Consider the following 17,478-nt stretch of genomic DNA (forward strand, 5'->3'; position numbering starts at 1 on the left):
GACTGGCGGTGACTACTCGCATAAGTGCTGTCGTATAAAGGCTGCACCGATTGAGGGGCACAGGCGCGCGGTTGCCCGTGAGAGCAGCTTTAGAGCCGGTTGCTGCTTCCAGGGTGGCAGACGGAGATCCTCCCGGTCAACCCGACCTCGATCCGAATGACCGCTGTCGCGCTGGCCCACCGCGGGAAGCGGACCGTCGCAAAGCCACCCATCTCCGCCGTGCGAGCGATCGGCGGGCATGTCAGCTTCCCACGCATCAAGCCGCCGGGCTGCCACTGGTCTTCGCGCACTCGCCGGCGGCGCGTTCATAGCAGCGCCGTCTTCACCGCCAGGGCCGGCCCTACCTCACCGAGTCGCCGGTCCAACGTGCAAAGGGTGGCGCCATGATCGGCGCAGATCGCCAGATGCAGCGCGTCACCGGCCCGCACGCCGAGCGCGTGCTGATCGGCAAACCGCGCGGCGGTGTGGAACTGCGCCCCGGAGATCGGCAGCACAGTGAAGGTATCCGCGCTCATCGTGGTGAACATGGCGAGCGCATCCGCCCGGTGCTGCATCTCGATCTGCCCAGACCGCAGCTTGATCGAAAGTGCCGAGGAAAACTCTGCTGTCACCCAATCGCTGATCGCGAGAAGTTCCGGATCCTGGTCTCCCAGCCAGCGCTGCATGCGCTCGGTCTCTGCCTCATGCGTCAATGCCGCGACGAGCACTGAAGTATCGAGATAGAGGATCAATAACGCGCCTCGTCACGCATGCGGCGGATGAACTCGCCCGCCGGCTCCGCCTGCATCGGCATCTTTTCGACCATCGCACGCAAGGCTACGATGTCGATGCGCTTGCGCGGCGCCTTCGCGGCGACGATCCGTGCTACCGGCTTGCCGCGGCTCGTGATCTGCACGGTCTCGCCGCCGGCGGCGCGCTCGACCAGTTCGCTCAGATGCGCCTTGGCGTCGGCGATGCTCACACTGCCCATGAGGCTCTCCTGACCATCTAATTGGTCATATGTAGCACGGCGCGGGCTGGAACCAAAGCGCCGGAGCGGGTCACCGCTCGGGCACGGGGAGCCCGGAGAGCAGGAGGACGGCCGGGAGGGGGTGAGCCAGGTCGGGTCGAGAGAGCGCCCGCCGGCCTCGGAACCAAGCTCTCCGGAATCCCCCCATGAACCTCGCAGTCCCCGCGCTGGCCGAGCAATCGGCCGTGCTCGCATCCCCGTCCGCGCCCGCTGCGCCTGATCGGGCGTCCGCCATCCTGCACGCCGCCCGTCTGCTGCTGCCCTCGCTGGAGCGGGGCCAGGCCCTCGATGCCGCCATCCTCCGCGCCGCCATGGAGGCGGCGTTCGGAGCCTCCGACGCCGCCGGCACCTGGGTATGGAAGGACGCCTACGAGGCCTGCGAGGCAGCGCAGGTTCTGTTCCTGCGCCGGCACGGGCCGGCCATGCGCGCCCGCGCCGGCTCGTCGACGGGGATGCTCGCCATGCTGGCGAAGCTGGCCGCGCTGCTGCCCACGCATACGCGCCGCTCCGAGGAGAGCGCGACGCTCCAGCAGTTCTCGACGCCGATCGCGCTCGGCTTCGCAGCCAGCCTCGCTGCCGCGATCACGCCAGGCGAGTTGGTGCTGGAACCTTCCGCTGGCACCGGGCTGCTCGCCGTCTTCGCCGCCCTTGCTGGCGGCATCCTGGCGCTGAACGAGCTCGCCGAGACCCGCGCGGAGCTGCTCGCCCATCTGTTCCCCGGCGCCCCGGTCAGCCGCTACGACGCGGCGCAGATCCACGATTATCTGAATCCGTCCATCGCACCCTCGGTGGTGCTGATGAACCCGCCCTTCTCGGCCATGGCGAACGTTGCCGGCCGCATGGCGGATACCGCCTATCGCCACATCCGCTCCGCGCTCGCGCGCCTTGCCGATGGCGGGCGGCTGGTCGCGATCACCGGCGCCAACTTCGCCCCCGAAGCACCCGCTTGGCGGGACGCGTTCGTCCGACTGCAAGAGCGCGGCCGGGTCGTGTTCAGCGCCGCGATCGGCGGGCCGGTTTACGCCAAGCATGGCACGTCGGTCGAAACGAGGCTGACCGTCATCGACAAGGCGCCGGCCGACGATCCAAGCGCATTCCCTGAATCCCCTGGCATGGCGCCCGATGTCGCGACGCTTCTCCGCTGGATCGGCGATCAGGTTCCGCCCCGTCTCGCGGTCGAACGGTCTGCCGCGATCCCGATCGCCGCCCCTGTCGTGCCGCGCACCGTGCCTGTCTCTCGCGTACGCGCCATCCCGACCCAGCCGGCCAGAGCGCCGGTCACCGATCCCGAGGCCCTCGATCTCGCCTATGACACGGCCGATTGGACGCCGCCCGAGGGCGCACGCCTCAGCGACGCGATCTACGAGGCGTATCGCCTCCAATCGATCCGTATTCCCGGCGCGCAGCCGCACCCGACCAAGCTGGTGCAATCCGCGGCGATGGCCTCGGTCGCGCCGCCGAAACCGAGCTATCGGCCGCGGCTGCCCTCCCGCCTCGTCACCGAGGGCCTCCTGTCCGACGCCCAGGTCGAGACAGTGATCTATGCTGGCGAGGCCCATGGCGAATATCTCGCCGGCGCTTGGACGGTGGACGAGACCTTCGATCTCGTCACCGCCGCGCCCGACGATGCGCCGAACGCCGTGCGCTTCCGCCGCGGCTTCATGCTCGGCGACGGCACCGGCGCCGGCAAGGGCCGCCAGTCCGCCGCCATCATCCTCGACAACTGGTTGCGCGGGCGGCGCAAGGCGGTCTGGATCTCGAAGTCCGACAAGCTGCTCGAAGACGCGCAACGCGACTGGGCGGCCCTCGGCATGGAGCGGCTGCTCATCACGCCGCTCTCGCGATTCCCTCAAGGCACACCGATCCGGCTCACCGAAGGCATCCTATTTTTAACCTACGCTACGCTGCGGTCCGATGACCGCGGCGAGAAGCTTTCGCGCGTCCGGCAGATCATTGAATGGTTAGGACAAGAGGCGGGGAGCGGCGGTGCCGCGACAGGGAAGCCAAACCGCTTCGACGGGGTCATCATTTTCGACGAGAGCCACGCCATGCAGAACGCCGGTGGCGGCAAGGGCGAACGCGGCGAAGTCGCACCCTCGCAGCAAGGACGCGCTGGTCTACGGTTGCAACACGCGCTTCCGGATGCGCGCGTCGTCTATGTCTCGGCGACCGGCGCCACCACGGTCCACAATCTCGCCTACGCCCAACGCCTCGGTCTGTGGGGTGGCGAGGATTTTCCCTTCGCGACCCGTGCCGAATTTGTTGAGGCGATCGAGGCCGGCGGCGTCGCGGCGATGGAGGTGCTGGCGCGCGATCTGCGCTCGCTCGGCCTTTATGCCGCCCGTTCGCTCTCCTACGACGGCGTCGAATACGAGCTGGTCGAGCATACGCTCACCAACGAGCAGCGCCGCATCTACGACGCCTATGCCGGCGCCTTTGCGATCATCCACAATCACCTCGACGCCGCGATGCAGGCGGCCAACATCATCGGCGAGACCGGCACGCTGAACCGCCAGGCGAAGGCGGCCGCGCGCTCGGCATTCGAGAGCGCCAAGCAGCGCTTTTTCGGTCATCTCCTGACCAGCATGAAGACGCCAACGCTGATCCGCTCGATCGAGCGCGATCTTGCGGAAGGCCACGCCGCGGTCGTCCAGATTGTCTCCACCGGCGAGGCGCTGATGGAGCGCCGCCTCGCCGAAATCCCGACCGAGGAATGGAGCGACGTTCGCGTCGACATCACGCCGCGCGAGTACGTTCTCGACTACCTGGCCCATTCCTTCCCGGTGCAGCTCTACGAGCCGTTCACCGACAGTGAGGGCAATCTCTCCTCCCGGCCCGTCTTCCGCGACGGCCAGCCGGTCGAGAGCCGCGAGGCCGTCGCCCGCCGTGATGAGCTGATCGAGCGGCTCGCTTCGCTGCCGCCAGTGCCCGGCGCGCTCGATCAGATCGTTCAGCGTTTCGGCACGGATCTCGTCGCCGAGGTCACGGGCCGTTCGCGGCGGATCATCCGCAAGGGTGACCGGCTGGTGGTGGAGAACCGGGCCGCGTCCGCCAACCTCGCCGAGACCGCCGCCTTCATGGATGACGTGAAGCGCATCCTCGTCTTCTCGGACGCGGGCGGCACCGGGCGCAGCTATCACGCCGAGCTTTCGGCGCGGAATCAGCGGCTGCGGGTCCATTATCTTCTCGAACCAGGCTGGAAGGCCGACGCCGCGATCCAGGGGCTCGGCCGCACCAACCGCACCAACCAGGCGCAGCCGCCGCTGTTCCGGCCGATCGCGACCGACGTGAAGGCTGAGAAGCGCTTCCTCTCGACCATCGCGCGACGGCTCGACACGCTCGGCGCCATCACGCGCGGACAGCGCCAGACCGGCGGTCAGGGCCTGTTCCGACCCGAGGACAATCTTGAAAGCCCGTATGCGCGCGACGCGCTGCGCCAGCTCTACCTGCTGCTCGTTCGCGGCAAGGTCGAAGGCTGCTCGCTTCAGACGTTCGAGCAGGCCACCGGCCTCTCACTGATGGACGCCACCGGCCTGAAGGACGATCTGCCGCCTATCACCACCTTCCTCAGTCGGCTGCTCGCGCTGACCATCGATCTGCAGGGCGTGCTGTTCACCGCCTTCGAGCAGTTGCTGAACGCGAAGATCGAGGGCGCCATCGCCAGCGGCGCCTACGATGTCGGGCTGGAGACGCTGCAGGCCGAGAGCTTCGTCATCACCGATCGCCGGACGATCTACACCCACCCCGCGACCGGCGCCGAAACCCGTCTGCTGACCATCACCGAGCGGCGGCGCAATCATCCGGTCAGCCTCGATCAAGCGCTCGACCATCTCGCTGACCGCAGGGCGGTGCTACTCGTCAACGAACGCTCCGGCCGCGCCGCGGTGCAGATTCCGGCGCTGAGCGTCATGCTCGATGACGGCGAGATCGAACGCCGCGTGCGGCTGGTCCGGCCGATGGAGCAGCACACCGTCTCGCTGAACACGATGGCGGAAAGCCATTGGGCCGAGACGGACCGCGACACCTTCGCCGCCGCGTGGAACAGCGAAGTGGCGCAGGTTCCGGAATTCTCCGAGAGCACGTTGCACATCGTCGCGGGGCTATTGCTGCCGATCTGGAAGCGGCTGCCCAATGAGTCGACGCGCGTCTATCGGCTTCAGACCGATGATGGCGAGCGGATCATCGGGCGCAAGGTCTCGCCCGCCTGGGCGGCCAATGCCTCGTTGACCGGGGCTGCCACCCTGACGCCCGACGCGGCCTTTGCGGCGCTGATGGAGGGGCGGACGGTCCTCGATCTCGCCGAGGGTCTGCAACTCCGCCGTGTCCGCGTCATGAACGCGCTGCGCATCGAACTCTCCGGCTTCACCGAGGGGATGCGCGATCGGCTGCGCGCCGATGGCCTGTTCGGCGAGATCATCTCCTGGAGGCTACGCATGTTCGTGCCGACCGATGCGAGCGGCGCCGCGGTGCTCGGGCGGCTGCTGGACCGCTACCCGGTCGAGCGCATTGGCGAGCGGGAGGTGGCCTGATGGAACGCCCCGATGCCGCCGATCTCGCCCAGCGCCTCGCCCGCAACGCCGAAGCCGTGTGCCGGCATTACCTCGCCAATGGGCGGCGGCAGGGGCGCTACTGGGTGGTGGGTGATGTTCGCAATGCGCCGGGGCGGTCGATGTTTGTCCGCCTCAGTGGCCCCGATGACGGACCCGGCGCCGCCGGGCATTGGCGAGATGCCGCCTCCGGGGAATATGGCGATCTCCTCGACGTCATCCGCGAGCGCCAGGGCCTCGCTGAGTTCAAGGACGTCGTTGCCGAGGCGCGGCGTTTTCTCGGTCTGTCAGAACTAGCCATGCCACCGATCACCGCCTCGGCACGGCAGGACGCACGTCACCGCGCGACCGAAGCCGCGCGCCGCTTGTTCGCGATCTCGCAGCCGATCGAGCGCACCCTTGTTGCGGCCTATTTGCGCAGACGCGGCATTGCGATTTTGCACGGAACCAAGAGTCTGCGCTTCCACCCGCGTTGCTACTATCGGCCCGATGAGCACAGCCCGACCGAGACCTGGCCCGCGATGATCGCCGCCGTCACCGATCTCTCGGGGAACCTCACGGGCGTCCATCGCACCTGGCTCGACCCCGACGGCTTCAGCGAAGCAAGCCTCGGCAAGGCGCCGATCGAAACGCCGAGACGGGCGTTGGGCGATCTGCTCGGTCATGCGGTGCGCTTCGGCGTTGCCGGCGAGGTTCTTGCCGCCGGCGAAGGCATCGAGACGATGCTGTCACTGCGCTGCGTGTTGCCCAACATGCCGATGATCGCCGCGCTTTCGGCAGCCCATCTCTCGGCCATCCTGTTCCCCGACATGCTGCGGCGCCTCTACATCGCCCGCGACAACGACCAAGCAGGCGCCAGCGCGGTGGCGAGCCTCGTCACCCGCGCGCAATCGGCCAGGATCGAGGCCCTGGTGCTCTCACCCGCTCTCGGCGACTTCAACGAAGACCTCAGACTGCGCGGCGTCGACGCATTTCGGGCAGCGATACGGGGGCAGATCGCGGCGCAGGACGTCGCCCGCTTCATGGAGTTGGCGGCATAGCCGAAATGGGGATGACGTGCGGAGCTCGCTTCGCCATCGCATGGCCGGGCTTTCCTCGTGCGTCGGCGAGGGCCGCGCCCACGGCCTTCTGGAGAGGGCGATCGGGCGCCAGGCGGGGCGGACCGGCAATGGCTGCGGCCGACGATTTTCCGGCGGCGCTACGCGCCTTTCCATCGCGAAACAAAATCGCCGGCCTTCGCCATCCTCCGCTGCCGCTGCGGCCCTCCGCGTTGCTGCGGGTGCAGGTCCGCCCCGCCCGCCGCCTTCGTCGCCATGAAGGCCGCGATGGGCGCGGCCGATCCGATGAGGAAAGCCGCGATGTCCATTGATCATGACGAAGAGTTCGAGCCCCGCCACAACGCATCCCCGACCGACCGCGTCCTTCAGGAACTCCAGCTCTACGGCTACCGGCCCTTCCACGATGAGCCCGATCCACGGCCGCTTCCCGAAGCGCACATGCTCGCCGGCAGCATCGTCGACATCTTCGACGCCCTGGTCGTGGCGCTCGCGGGGACGCGCCTTGAACCCGATCTCGAGGATCTGCTCTGGTCGACGGTGAACATGTTCCACCGCGCCATCGAGCGGATCGAGCGCGTACTCGATGACAACGAGGTGGCACAGCAACGCGCGCAGCGGGAGCAGGATGGATCGGAGGTCCAATCCGTCGCCCTCGAGCGGCTGATCGCGGAAGGGCAGACGCTGATCGAGCGCCGCGACGCCTTCGAGCTGATGCGCGATCAGGCCGCGGACCAGTTCGAGCGGCACACGCACTCGACTTGGCGGCCACGTAGCGGATCGAAGGTCAACCATCGCCATCTCACCGCCGCGATGATCGACAGCCGCGACTTCCTCGCCGCCAAAAAGCGCACCGACCGCGAGCTGCTCTTGCCGGCTGGGCCGAAGGTGGCCGTGACCGGCGGCCTCGACTTCAACGATCACCGGCTGATCTGGACGAGGCTCGACCGGGTCCACGCCAAGCACCCCGACATGGTGCTTCTGCACGGCGGTTCGCCGAAGGGTGCCGAACTGATCGCCGCCAAATGGGCCGATAACCGCAAGGTGCCACAGATCGCCTTCAAGCCCGACTGGACGAAGCACGCCAAGGCGGCGCCGTTCAAACGCAACGACGCTATGCTGGAGGCGCTGCCGATCGGTGTGCTGCACTTCCCGGGCACCGGCATCCAGGACAACCTCGCCGATAAGGCGAGGAAGCTCGGCATTCCGGTGTGGAAGTTCGGCAAGGGCGGCGCGTGAGCGCCGCCTTCCAGCATTGACCGATGATAGCAATGCCTTATATTGCTATCATCAGTATCGTACACGGGATTGTGCCATCATGCCTGCTGTCACCATCCGCAATCTCTCCGACGAGACGCATCGCGCCCTGAAAGTCCGGGCGGCGCAGCACAATCGCAGCACCGAGGCGGAAATGCGCGCCATCCTGGACAGTGCGGTACGGCCACAAGACCGGCTACGCCTCGGCTCCGCGCTGGCGGAGATGAGCCGCAAGATCGGCCTCACCAACGCCGATGTCGAAGCCCTCGACCAGTCCCGCAACGCGAGGCCCGCCGAGCCATTGCGTTTCGCATGATCCTGCTCGACACCAATGTCGTCTCCGAGGCGATGAAGCCCGAACCGGCGCCCGCCGTCCGCGCCTGGCTCGACGCGCAGGCGGCAGAGACGCTCTTTCTCTCCAGCGTCACCGTCGCCGAGCTGATGTTCGGCATCGGCGCGCTACCCAAGGGGCGCCGCAAGGACAAGCTGACCGCAGCACTCGATGGCGTGCTGGACCTGTTCACGGACCGCATCCTGCCGTTCGATACCCGCGCGGCGCGCCGATACGCCGAACTCGCTCTCAGGGCGCGCGCCGCCGGAAAAGGCTTCCCGACGCCCGACGGCTATATCGCCGCCATCGCCGCGGCACATGATTTCGCAGTCGTATCCCGCGACACGAGCGCGTTTGTCGCCGCTGGCGTCACCGTGATCGATCCATGGATAGCCGCAGTGTGAACGACGATCAACGCAAGTCACGCACAACCAGGCAATCCGACAGCGCACTCCATTTCAATCTACTCCACGTCGTGATCCGCTCCATCGGGCGCAGACCTCGCAGCATTATAAGCTGCAATAGCCTCAGCGTCGGCGTCAGCAAGCGTCGATACATCGAGCCTCTTGATCTTGTCATCCACCTTATTGAGGTCAGCGAACGTCTTTAATATTCCCAATTTGACTACGCGGGAGCTCCGAGTGACGTAATCGCCAAAGGTGTGGCTTTGGCGCGTAAACGTGAAGGCGTTCAATAACTTCGGCAGAAGCACTGGATCTTCAACAATATTGTCCATCCATGCTCGCGGCTCCTCCTCACCAGCGAGTTTCTTCCAATCGTATAGCAAGCTAACGAGGTGGAGATTGGCAATGAAAACCTGTTGTACGGAGGATGCTTTCCTGATCTTTTGCAGGAGAAGGTCTTTTGCGCTGACAAGATCGGCATCAGATAACGACCTTTCTTTATCGGACGCCTTTTTCTCCCTTCGATCATCCTCAAGTCCGATCAGAATAGCAGGTACAGCGAGGCCTGTGCTATTGTGCATGGCTTCAAGAAAGACCCTCCCACGTCTATCGATATCCGTAACACCCCGGAGGTACCAGGCCGCCGTACGCCAAGTAGCAATGAAAGGTGTTGATAAGGAAAAACCCTTGGAATCCTCATAGGTGTCACCAATATCTATCAAGGCCGGCAGTAAGGCACTGATGTTCTCTATTGGCAGTTGCTTTTTGATCTCATCCAAACGAGCAAGCAAGACGGGAAGAAGCGCTCTCTTATCGAGATCGTCGAACGCCTCCGAAATTTTTGTCTTGTCATTGAGTTCGAGAAAATCCCTGAACTCAGAATCTGAAATTTGACCGTCAGGAAGCCGGAGCATGAAATAGCGATCGAAGTGGCGTTGTGAACAGATTCGCCGCTCTTTCAGCCATTCTGCGTTCAGGTCCGGCCCATAATGGAGACTATCGAGCGCCCATCCGAAGCTAGGGAAGAGCTGTTTGAGAACGACGTTGAGGGCATCCCTTCGATCGTCGCTTAACCCAGCGGTGATCTTGAGGATCCGCGCACGCATAGCCTCAGGAGGATTAGATTCCCCCGTGAGCAGCCCCTTTGCGCAAGATATCGCGGTAAACACGTCAGGTTCAAATACCCTTAGCGTCTCTATTGCGATGAAGTCAACGACGTTAACTTCGAGAAACCGACTGCCGCGGTGAAGATTAAGATGTACATTTAGGTCGGCAAGGAAGCGCTGGACGTCACGAAGATTACGAAACAACTTGTGCAGACCACCCCGCCAAACATTCCCCCACCGAGTCTGGTCGAATCCATTCTGCGCGGTCAGCTCGCCGCTCAACAGCTTATCCAAGCCGTTTAGAACTGCAGCCTCGACGCGCGCGCCCTCAACGACCGGGACATCGAACGAAGCTTGGACAATCTTCTCGAGATAGCGGCAACCATCCTCGGCAGAAAGCGGGTTGAGTGCTTCCTCGACAATGCTGCGCTGGAACAGCAGGAGGTAGGTGATCCTCGGCAGATTGGCGTTCGATTTTACCAGGCGAACGACGAGACGGATTTGCTCCGGTTCCAGGCGATCGATATCATCGACGACAACGAGAAGATTTCGCGGAAGAGATTTTAGGCGTTCTTCCAGGTCTGCACGAACGAATTCAAGCGGCTTGCCCAGGTCTCTCTCCACCCCGAGCGCACCGATGACCTTTGCGGCGAGGGTAGCGGCACCACCGGCCATAAGCAGGGCGGCGGCTACTTTTGTGACGGGCAGGCCCGGCAGAACCAAGCCGGCCCCTGCTGTTAACAGGCCAATACTGCCTAGCCATCCGACGACCGTGGAAGTTTTGTCCCCAGCAAGCATCAGCGTGCCAGAAAGCGAAGTTAGGACCTTTGCGTACTCGCGGAACTTGTAGGCGCGACGCCTGCCCATGAGGGAATAATCCGCCTGCCCAAGCGCCGCGGCGATTTCTCGGAAAAAAGCTCGACTGATCGTCTCGTCTGCTCCCCACTGCCACGGGTTAAATTCGACCACCTTGACCTGTTTGGGAAAGCGCTCTCGAAGAACCTCGACGATCAGGTTTTTAAGGGACGATTTCCCTGAGCCCCAGTCGCCCCTGAGAGCCAAAACTAGGCTTTCTTTGGTATACTGGTTGGCAATGACTTCGGCCAACTCACCAGCGAAGCCAGTGCGCCCCAGCATGTCTTGCCCGGCTGTTGAGATCGGGGCGTCAGTCGGCAATCCTCGAGCAGCCTGCGGTGGCGGCCGCAGCCTCAAAATCTCGGCAATCCGGTTCCAGAGTGCCATAGCTGATTGTCTACCTGGTATCCGACGGGAGGCCAAGGTCTGCTCCTTGCATATGTAATTCGCTTCAGGCGGGTCGCTGTGAAGCCGTGTTCCAAGTTACTAATCCGGCAATCAAATAGATATCTGATTGCGTGGGAGAGATCGTAACTCCCTGGGTTATGACTCAAGAATCGCTCTGCCGCTGGGATTCAAGGTGACGGGTTTGTCGGTCGGATTAGTGATCAGCTCGGAGCAATATCCTGGCCATTGGGCAGCGTGGCATGTAGCAACCTGCTTGGATTTCCGCTCGTGCTCTCCTTCATCTTCGCCTATACTTTAGGTTTACGCCATGGTGGTGGTGGAGGGCGCGATCCATGCGTCCAACTCGGTCGCGGAGCTCGCCACCATGCTCGCCATCGGCATCGTTCTCGGCATGTTCGGCATCGGCTCTTTATGCTGGCTGATGTTCACTCTCGCCGTCTACGCGCTGCCCTTCTTCGCCGGCATGAGCGCGGGTCTCGCCGCCTACCATAGCGGGGCGGGTGTCATTGGCGCGCTGGTCGTCGGGGTCGCGGCCGGGGCCGTCACGCTTATCGCCGGGCAATTCATCTTCGCCACCGTCACCTCGCCCCTGCTGCGCGGCCTCATCGCCCTCCTATTCGCCGCACCGGCGACGGTCGCCGGCTACCACGCGACACTCGCGCTGGCCCGGCTCGGTGTCCCGGCCGAGGGCTGGCGAGAGGTGTTTGCCGTCATCGGCGCGATCGCCGTCGGCGCCACCGCCAACGTCCGCATCGCGGCCATGGCAACCCCGTCCGGCGTCCGAGAGATCTCCGTTTCGCTGCCGGCTCGGTGGTAGGCGGCGGCGCAGCCATACCCGTCAATCCCCGCGCGGCGGTTTTCGTCGCCCCACCTTGGGCCGATCGGTGTGGAATCTCGACGTCGGCCGAGCGAGACGCCATGCGCCCCTTCGAGGCGTGGAACCCGGGCGTCGACCGCCCCTCGGCTTTACGCGTTGCTGGCCGGGATCTCGTCACGCGCCTGGCAACGGGGGCGATGCTGGATGCGCCCTTTTCTACGCCAGGAGGGCCTTCTCTCGCCTTGGCCGCTCCGACCTCTTGTCGGTGCCAACCGATAGTCGCCACGTCGTCTCCCGGGGAGGCTGGTCGTTGCCCGCGAGCACACGGCCTCTCCATGGCTTGATCTGGCCGAAGACCGGCTGCGCCTCGATCGCCTGGGCCGCAACGCCGCCCGATCGACTTTCTTCCCCTGGGCCGACCACCCCGCGGGACGAGCCCCGCGGGGCCCCGGATCGGCCCATTCCTCGCGAGACAAGAAAGTCTCCCTGTCGGCGTCTTCCGCTTCGCTGCGGCCCTTGGCCACCCCGTCGCGCCGCAAGGGCAGCGCCACGGGGACCCCGGCCCGCGGGTGCGTCGTCGATCGTCCCCGGCCTCCCGATCGCCATCGAGGCCGCGATGGTCGCGGGCTCGAAACCAGCAAGGAGACGCGTTATGGCTACCATCGGTTCTTTCAAGAAGGTCGGCAACGAGCTGCAGGGCGAGATCGTCACCCTCAGCGTCCAGACCAAGGGCGTGCGCATCGTCCCAGAAACCAGCCGGGCCAACGACAATACCCCGAGCCACCGCATCTTCGTTGGCCGCGCGGAGATCGGCGCCGCCTGGTCCAAACGCTCGAATGAGGGGCGCGATTATCTCTCGGTCAAGCTCGACGACCCCAGCTTCAACGCCCCGATCTACGCCAACCTGGTCGACGACGAGGACGGCGAGGGGTTCACCCTGATCTGGTCACGCAGCCGCCGCGCCAACGGCGACTGAGGCGCCACTGAGACGAAGCCCCGTCCGGAACCGCCGGACGGGGTTTTCGGCCGGCGGGGTCAGGGCATCTTGGAGCTGCGGGCGGGCTTCGCCGCCGGCGCATCCTCGAGCAGCGCGGCCGGCGTCACACCGACCGCCTGTGCGGCGTGCCAGAGCGTGAGCAGGGTGACGTTCTGCCGCCCGCGCTCCATGCTGCTCACATGCGCGCGATCGACCCCCATGCGTTCGGCCACGGCCTCCTGGCTGAGGCCCGCCCGCATCCGGAACCGCCGGAGATTCTGGCCAAAGGCCTGTCGGATATCCATCGGCAGGATGGACACCGATCGCGTATTAGCGCGCTACGTATTATAATACTCTAACCGCGCCCATGTTCGAGGCGCGGAGGCTTCGCTATCTACCGATGCCGCATCTACCGTCGCCGCCTGGGCGATCTTCCCCCAGGGGCACGAGAAACAACCAGGACCACGCCGATGAGCCCAAGAATTGCCGATCTCGCGCCGACCGAGGCGCATGTCACCGACTATGACCGCCAGCACGCGGCACTCTATTTGCGCCTGCTCGACGCCGCTGAGGAAGGAGCGGCCTGGGAAGACGTCGCGCGCATCGTCCTCGCGATCGATCCTACCCGAGAACCCGAGCGGGCCCGCGGCGCCTACCAGTCCCACCTGGCACGCGCGCGCTGGCTCACCGAACAGGGCTACCGAGACCTTCTCCATGCGCCCAGATGATCCCGAATCCAACCGGCGCATTGACGCGTCTGCGCCAGCCCGCAGTCACGTGTCGCCGCGTTTACGGTGATCCGATGGAGGCATGGCGCGATGCCGATTCGGGCTCTGGCGCTTCGCCGCCTAAATCACAGGTCTGTTATTCAACCTCGGGGATCACGCCGTTCTGTCACTGGAGACCGATCATGTCGCAGGAGGATTGGCGGTCACCCGCCGCCTACGAATACGCCAACAGCCTTGAGTCTCCCGGCCTCGCCTGGGAGTTCCTGCGGCGCAATCCCGACTACCGGGCTGACCACCGAGCCGCGGCCCGCGACGCCGGCAGCGGCGATGCCCGAGCCCGCGTCTGGGGGTTGCGATTTCCTGGCGGACCCTGACACAAGCGCCGATCATTCGCCGGTTTTCTGGCAGCCCGCCGAACTGGCCCCGCTCGTCATCCTCGCCACCGCGCCGGCGGGGGCCAGCCAAGCGACGATTACCCTCGCCGATCTCCCCGCCATCATCGTCCGCCGCGACGCCGCGGATGGCACGCACCTCATCGTCCGCAGTGGCGCCGGATTTTTGCAGCTCTGGGTGACCTCGGGTACGGACGCGGGAGCGGCGCTCGCCGCGACCATTCCCGTCGATGCGCTGACGCTGGCGCGGGCCGACGCCCTTGCGCGGCTCTGGGAGACACTCGCGCGAGCGCCGCCACGACCACGATCGTCGCAGCGGCGGCGCATCCAGCGTCTGATCGCCGCCTTGCGAGCCCTCGATGCACGGCTCGAGGGGATGAGCTACCGCACCATCGCTGAGGCGTTTTTCGGCGCAAGGCGCATTGCCGATGAGCCTTGGAAAACCTCCTCGCTCCGTGATCAGATCATCCGCTTGAGCCGCACCGGCGTTGCCCTGATGCAGGGCGGCTATCGCACGCTGTTGCGGCCCAAGCCCACCAAATAGCGCCGCCCGCGCCGGGGTGGCGGCCGCGACGCGCGCTTCTTCGCCATCCCAAACGCCCCCCACGATAACCGAACGTGATCCAGGACGGCCGCCACCCTCCGGCAGCCCCTCACAAGGATCACGGAGATCTCCCATGTCCACCACCATTGCTGGCCTGCAGCGCTATCTGCGTACGCCCGATGCCGCGCGCCTCGTCGGGCTTTCCATCCGCACCCTCGAAAAGCACCGCATCTACGGCACCGGCCCGCGCTACGCGAAACTCGGCGGCCGCGTCGTCTACCGTCTGGAGGATCTCCAAGCCTGGGTGGAATCGGGCACCAAGGCTTCCACCTCGGATCCGGGCCTATCCACCGTCCTGCCGGCCAAACGCCACAGCGCGGACGCCCTGGCGCGCGCGGCCCATCCGCGCCGCTGACGCATCCCATGTTCGCGCGACACCGCCCCAATTCCGAACGCGAGCAGCTCGAACGCTTCCGGGCGCTGCCCGGCGATCTTGCGCCCCGCGATGCCCAGGATCTCATGGCCTATCCGTTCTTCAGCCTCGCCAAGACGCCTCGCACCGAGCCGATCGATTTCCGGATGGGCGATATCACCATCCGGGTCGAGGCGGTGCCCGAGCACGGCATGGCGACGATCTGGGATGCCGACGTGCTGATCTGGGCCGCCAGCCAGATCGTTGAGGCGCGTGACGCCGGTATCCGCACCTCGCGGCTGATGGCGGCGACGCCGCACGAAATCCTGACCTTCATTGGCCGTGGCACCAGCGTCCGCGACTATCACCGGCTGAAAGCGGCGCTCGATCGGCTGCAATCGACGACGGTCGCGACCTCCCTGCGCCAGACCAACCAGCGCCACCTGCACCGCTTTTCCTGGATCAACGAATGGACCCAGCGGGCCGACACGCATGGCCACGCCATCGGCATCGACCTCATCGTGCCCGACTGGTTCTATCGCGCCGTCCTCGACGAGGCGCTCGTGCTGACGATCGACCGGGCGTATTTCGGGCTGACGGGCGGCTTGGAACGCTGGTTGTACCGGCTGGTGCGCAAGCACGGCGGCCATCAGCACACCGGCTGGAAATTCGATTTCCATCACCTCTACGCCAAATCGGCCAGCCTCTCGCCCTTCAGGCGCTTCGCCTTCGAACTGCGCGACTTGGCACAGCGCCAGCCGTTGCCCGGCTATCGCCTTGCCGTTCAGCGCGAGCCCGGCGGATGCGAACTGCTGCTGTTTACCCGGGCGCGGTTATCCACAGGAGCCTGTGGAAAAGCTGTGGATGTGCACGTGCCATCGGGAACTGATGATGACGTGCTATCAGGAACCGGCACCACGTGCCATTGGGAACAAAAATCCCTGTTTTTCCCAGTAAATTCCGACACTTCCGAGCGGCCTAACTTAGAATCTAACTTAGAAGAATCTAACCTTGTAGAAGTTGGGCCAACCCCGGCCAGTGTCGGGGCGCGAGGTTTCGCGAACCGGGGCGAGGAATCATGAACTCGCTCCAGGATACGCGAACCGGATTCACGGACCAGGAGCAGGATCATGAATAGATCCTGCTCTTCGGCGACGGCCGTGTTTCGGTCCCCACAATCGACGGCGGCGCCCAGGCTTCGCGCGGCGATGCTTGGTCAGCAGCTTCGAGGCAGCGTCCAGGTCAAGGTCGACGCCGAACATCTCTCTGGCCCGAACGGCGATCGCTTGCCGGTTCTGGCGAAGACGATCGCCAGCAATCCACTGGCCCATGGCTTCGGCCTGAACACCGGTGAGAGCGGGCTTGCCCGTCGGACGTTCCAATGCGGCCTCCAGGCCTCCGGCTGCGCCCCGATGGAGCCAGCGGTAAACGCTGCGTGGTTCGACGCCAACGAGCGTAGCAACGGCTTCGACCAGAGCGCCGTCCTTCAGTTCCGCCAAGGCCCTGAGCCGCTGACGCCGATGCTTGTAGCGATCCTGCATGGATTGTTCACGCAGGTGCGAGGCGCTGAGGCTATCCAGCCACGGTTTCCACGCGCGCTGGCCCTCCGGCCGTTTGGTGCTCGCCGCTGCGAGTATGACCCGCAGCCGGTCTTTCACGATGGCCTCGAAGTCCGTGAAGGGAGCGAGCAGCCCTTCGAGGCGCGGCGTCAGCAGTGTAGCGATGGTTCTCGGCAGGCGCTGGCCGAGATCGCCCAGCAACCAGGCCAGAAACAACAACCCGCCGTAGTTCTCCTTCCACGGGATGCGCTGCCACTCACGCTCGGTCATTCCGAGATCGCGGCAGATGCCGGCGAACAGACGATCACGTCGTCTCGGCGCGAGATAGTCACGTTGCTTCTTCGCGCGACGCGTCCAGAGCATCGCGAGGAGCACGTCGGCGAGCGCCATGGTCGTTGGCCAGTTGAGCGCGCCGATGCCGGGGAGGATAGTCGTTCCGCTTCGCTTGCCTGCGGCGAGAGCCGCTTGCAAATCGAGAACGGCGGGATGCGCCGGAAGACTCTCCGCGTGAGTCAGCGGAGCTGCGCAGCGCCTGCAAAGAAAATCGATCGGCTCCAAACCGGTCAGGCCGCGCAACCGCAGCGCCTTGCCGCAGAAGGGGCACCTTCCGCTGAGCGCCGTCTCGTGACGAGGGCACGCGCCCGCCCAGCCGAGCGTCCAGATCAACTGGAGATGCGGGCGCGGCGCTTCGGCGAGGCACTCTGTACAGACGTCGATCCGGCCGAGACGAACCTTACCATTCTCACGAACGGTCCACCGGTTCGCGGCAAATCGATCCGCTTCCTCATCGTTCGGCGTGGCGGCCCAATCGCACAACGTCATCTCGACGAGACGCGTCGCATCGACGCCAGTCCGGCTTTCGATCCGCTTCAACGCCGGGGGATCGGGGCGACGCCACCATTCACGGTCCCGCCGAACATCGACGCCGAATGCATCGCGGCAAAGAACGCGCGGCGTCATGCCGAGAACGGTGGAAAGCGCCGCCACCCAGGAGATCAGAGCCTCGCCGTCGACCGGAGCAACATGCCTCGGCAAGCCGGCGCGACCGTGAAAAGGCGCCGGCCACGGCGCCACCTCG

General features: G+C 65.3%; 17 protein-coding genes. 12 read left to right on the forward strand and 5 right to left on the reverse strand.

The window, feature by feature from the left end:
- Window positions 1-305: 305 nt before the first annotated feature.
- Entirely contained in the window at window positions 306-731 is a 426-nt protein-coding gene (locus tag DEF76_RS02695) for a type II toxin-antitoxin system VapC family toxin (protein ID WP_114911008.1), read from the reverse strand.
- On the reverse strand, window positions 728-970 hold the full coding sequence (locus DEF76_RS02700; RefSeq protein WP_114911009.1) for a type II toxin-antitoxin system Phd/YefM family antitoxin: 243 nt from the start codon (window positions 968-970) through the stop codon (window positions 728-730). Before DEF76_RS02700 ends, DEF76_RS02695 begins: the two co-directional genes overlap by 4 nt.
- A 185-nt stretch (window positions 971-1,155) precedes the next feature.
- Between DEF76_RS02700 and DEF76_RS02705 the strand changes: the two genes are divergently transcribed.
- The 5 genes from DEF76_RS02705 (at window position 1,156) to DEF76_RS02730 (ending at window position 8,603) form a co-directional block, all read left to right on the forward strand.
- Window positions 1,156-5,538 (forward strand): strawberry notch family protein, encoded by a 4,383-nt coding sequence (locus DEF76_RS02705; protein ID WP_114911010.1) that lies wholly within the window; start codon window positions 1,156-1,158, stop codon window positions 5,536-5,538.
- Window positions 5,538-6,596, forward strand: a complete 1,059-nt coding sequence (locus tag DEF76_RS02710; protein WP_114911011.1) for a DUF7146 domain-containing protein — start codon at window positions 5,538-5,540, stop codon at window positions 6,594-6,596. The genes DEF76_RS02705 and DEF76_RS02710 overlap by 1 nt, the downstream gene beginning before the upstream one ends.
- Before the next feature lie 285 nt (window positions 6,597-6,881).
- The gene (locus DEF76_RS02720; RefSeq protein ID WP_456303852.1) at window positions 6,882-7,850 is read left to right on the forward strand and encodes a DUF2493 domain-containing protein; all 969 of its coding nucleotides are present in this window, start codon (window positions 6,882-6,884) and stop codon (window positions 7,848-7,850) included.
- A 79-nt stretch (window positions 7,851-7,929) separates the two neighbouring features.
- Window positions 7,930-8,184, forward strand: a complete 255-nt coding sequence (locus tag DEF76_RS02725) for a FitA-like ribbon-helix-helix domain-containing protein (RefSeq protein ID WP_114911013.1) — start codon at window positions 7,930-7,932, stop codon at window positions 8,182-8,184.
- The gene (locus DEF76_RS02730; RefSeq protein WP_114911014.1) at window positions 8,181-8,603 is read left to right on the forward strand and encodes a type II toxin-antitoxin system VapC family toxin; all 423 of its coding nucleotides are present in this window, start codon (window positions 8,181-8,183) and stop codon (window positions 8,601-8,603) included. Before DEF76_RS02725 ends, DEF76_RS02730 begins: the two co-directional genes overlap by 4 nt.
- Before the next feature lie 59 nt (window positions 8,604-8,662).
- On the opposite strand, the gene DEF76_RS02735 is transcribed toward DEF76_RS02730, so the two are convergent.
- Window positions 8,663-10,951, reverse strand: coding sequence for a KAP family P-loop NTPase fold protein (locus tag DEF76_RS02735; RefSeq protein ID WP_114911015.1), 2,289 nt, complete (start codon window positions 10,949-10,951; stop codon window positions 8,663-8,665).
- A gap of 328 nt (window positions 10,952-11,279) precedes the next feature.
- On the opposite strand from DEF76_RS02735, the gene DEF76_RS02740 reads away from it, so the two are divergent.
- Window positions 11,280-11,789: a hypothetical protein gene (locus DEF76_RS02740; RefSeq protein ID WP_240319088.1), complete on the forward strand. Its 510-nt coding sequence runs from the start codon at window positions 11,280-11,282 to the stop codon at window positions 11,787-11,789.
- Window positions 11,790-12,441: 652 nt separating this feature from the next.
- Entirely contained in the window at window positions 12,442-12,765 is a 324-nt protein-coding gene (locus tag DEF76_RS02745) for a DUF736 domain-containing protein (protein ID WP_114911016.1), read from the forward strand.
- A 59-nt stretch (window positions 12,766-12,824) separates the two neighbouring features.
- Here DEF76_RS02745 and DEF76_RS02750 read toward each other — a convergent pair whose 3' ends face one another.
- Complete coding sequence (locus DEF76_RS02750; RefSeq protein ID WP_408842544.1) at window positions 12,825-13,085, reverse strand: helix-turn-helix domain-containing protein; 261 nt, start codon at window positions 13,083-13,085, stop codon at window positions 12,825-12,827.
- Window positions 13,086-13,235: 150 nt separating this feature from the next.
- Between DEF76_RS02750 and DEF76_RS02755 the strand changes: the two genes are divergently transcribed.
- The 5 genes from DEF76_RS02755 to DEF76_RS02775 all read left to right on the forward strand — a co-directional run bounded on the left by DEF76_RS02755 (window position 13,236) and on the right by DEF76_RS02775 (window position 15,923).
- Window positions 13,236-13,493: a DNA -binding domain-containing protein gene (locus DEF76_RS02755; RefSeq protein ID WP_114911018.1), complete on the forward strand. Its 258-nt coding sequence runs from the start codon at window positions 13,236-13,238 to the stop codon at window positions 13,491-13,493.
- Between the two features lie 182 nt (window positions 13,494-13,675).
- On the forward strand, window positions 13,676-13,867 hold the full coding sequence (locus tag DEF76_RS19805; protein WP_114911019.1) for a transcriptional regulator domain-containing protein: 192 nt from the start codon (window positions 13,676-13,678) through the stop codon (window positions 13,865-13,867).
- Complete coding sequence (locus tag DEF76_RS02765; RefSeq protein WP_114911020.1) at window positions 13,821-14,429, forward strand: DUF2285 domain-containing protein; 609 nt, start codon at window positions 13,821-13,823, stop codon at window positions 14,427-14,429. The genes DEF76_RS19805 and DEF76_RS02765 overlap by 47 nt, the downstream gene beginning before the upstream one ends.
- A gap of 133 nt (window positions 14,430-14,562) precedes the next feature.
- Entirely contained in the window at window positions 14,563-14,844 is a 282-nt protein-coding gene (locus tag DEF76_RS02770) for a helix-turn-helix transcriptional regulator (protein WP_114911021.1), read from the forward strand.
- A gap of 104 nt (window positions 14,845-14,948) precedes the next feature.
- Window positions 14,949-15,923 (forward strand): replication initiator protein A, encoded by a 975-nt coding sequence (locus tag DEF76_RS02775; protein WP_456303853.1) that lies wholly within the window; start codon window positions 14,949-14,951, stop codon window positions 15,921-15,923.
- 27 nt (window positions 15,924-15,950) lie between these two features.
- Here DEF76_RS02775 and DEF76_RS02780 read toward each other — a convergent pair whose 3' ends face one another.
- The gene (locus DEF76_RS02780) at window positions 15,951-17,474 is read right to left on the reverse strand and encodes a TniQ family protein (RefSeq protein ID WP_240319195.1); all 1,524 of its coding nucleotides are present in this window, start codon (window positions 17,472-17,474) and stop codon (window positions 15,951-15,953) included.
- Window positions 17,475-17,478: the final 4 nt, after the last annotated feature.

Source organism: Acidibrevibacterium fodinaquatile, from assembly GCF_003352165.1.
Lineage (GTDB): Bacteria > Pseudomonadota > Alphaproteobacteria > Acetobacterales > Acetobacteraceae > Acidibrevibacterium > Acidibrevibacterium fodinaquatile.

Coding starts and splice junctions, on each gene's coding strand:
- DEF76_RS02700 (WP_114911009.1), bottom strand. CDS start 970: ATGGGCAGTGTGAGCATCGCCGACGCCAAGGCGCATCTGAGCGAACTG.
- DEF76_RS02705 (WP_114911010.1), top strand. CDS start 1,156: ATGAACCTCGCAGTCCCCGCGCTGGCCGAGCAATCGGCCGTGCTCGCA.
- DEF76_RS02710 (WP_114911011.1), top strand. CDS start 5,538: ATGGAACGCCCCGATGCCGCCGATCTCGCCCAGCGCCTCGCCCGCAAC.
- DEF76_RS02720 (WP_456303852.1), top strand. CDS start 6,882: ATGGGCGCGGCCGATCCGATGAGGAAAGCCGCGATGTCCATTGATCAT.
- DEF76_RS02725 (WP_114911013.1), top strand. CDS start 7,930: ATGCCTGCTGTCACCATCCGCAATCTCTCCGACGAGACGCATCGCGCC.
- DEF76_RS02730 (WP_114911014.1), top strand. CDS start 8,181: ATGATCCTGCTCGACACCAATGTCGTCTCCGAGGCGATGAAGCCCGAA.
- DEF76_RS02735 (WP_114911015.1), bottom strand. CDS start 10,951: ATGGCACTCTGGAACCGGATTGCCGAGATTTTGAGGCTGCGGCCGCCA.
- DEF76_RS02740 (WP_240319088.1), top strand. CDS start 11,280: ATGGTGGTGGTGGAGGGCGCGATCCATGCGTCCAACTCGGTCGCGGAG.
- DEF76_RS02745 (WP_114911016.1), top strand. CDS start 12,442: ATGGCTACCATCGGTTCTTTCAAGAAGGTCGGCAACGAGCTGCAGGGC.
- DEF76_RS02755 (WP_114911018.1), top strand. CDS start 13,236: ATGAGCCCAAGAATTGCCGATCTCGCGCCGACCGAGGCGCATGTCACC.
- DEF76_RS19805 (WP_114911019.1), top strand. CDS start 13,676: ATGTCGCAGGAGGATTGGCGGTCACCCGCCGCCTACGAATACGCCAAC.
- DEF76_RS02765 (WP_114911020.1), top strand. CDS start 13,821: ATGCCCGAGCCCGCGTCTGGGGGTTGCGATTTCCTGGCGGACCCTGAC.
- DEF76_RS02770 (WP_114911021.1), top strand. CDS start 14,563: ATGTCCACCACCATTGCTGGCCTGCAGCGCTATCTGCGTACGCCCGAT.
- DEF76_RS02775 (WP_456303853.1), top strand. CDS start 14,949: ATGGCCTATCCGTTCTTCAGCCTCGCCAAGACGCCTCGCACCGAGCCG.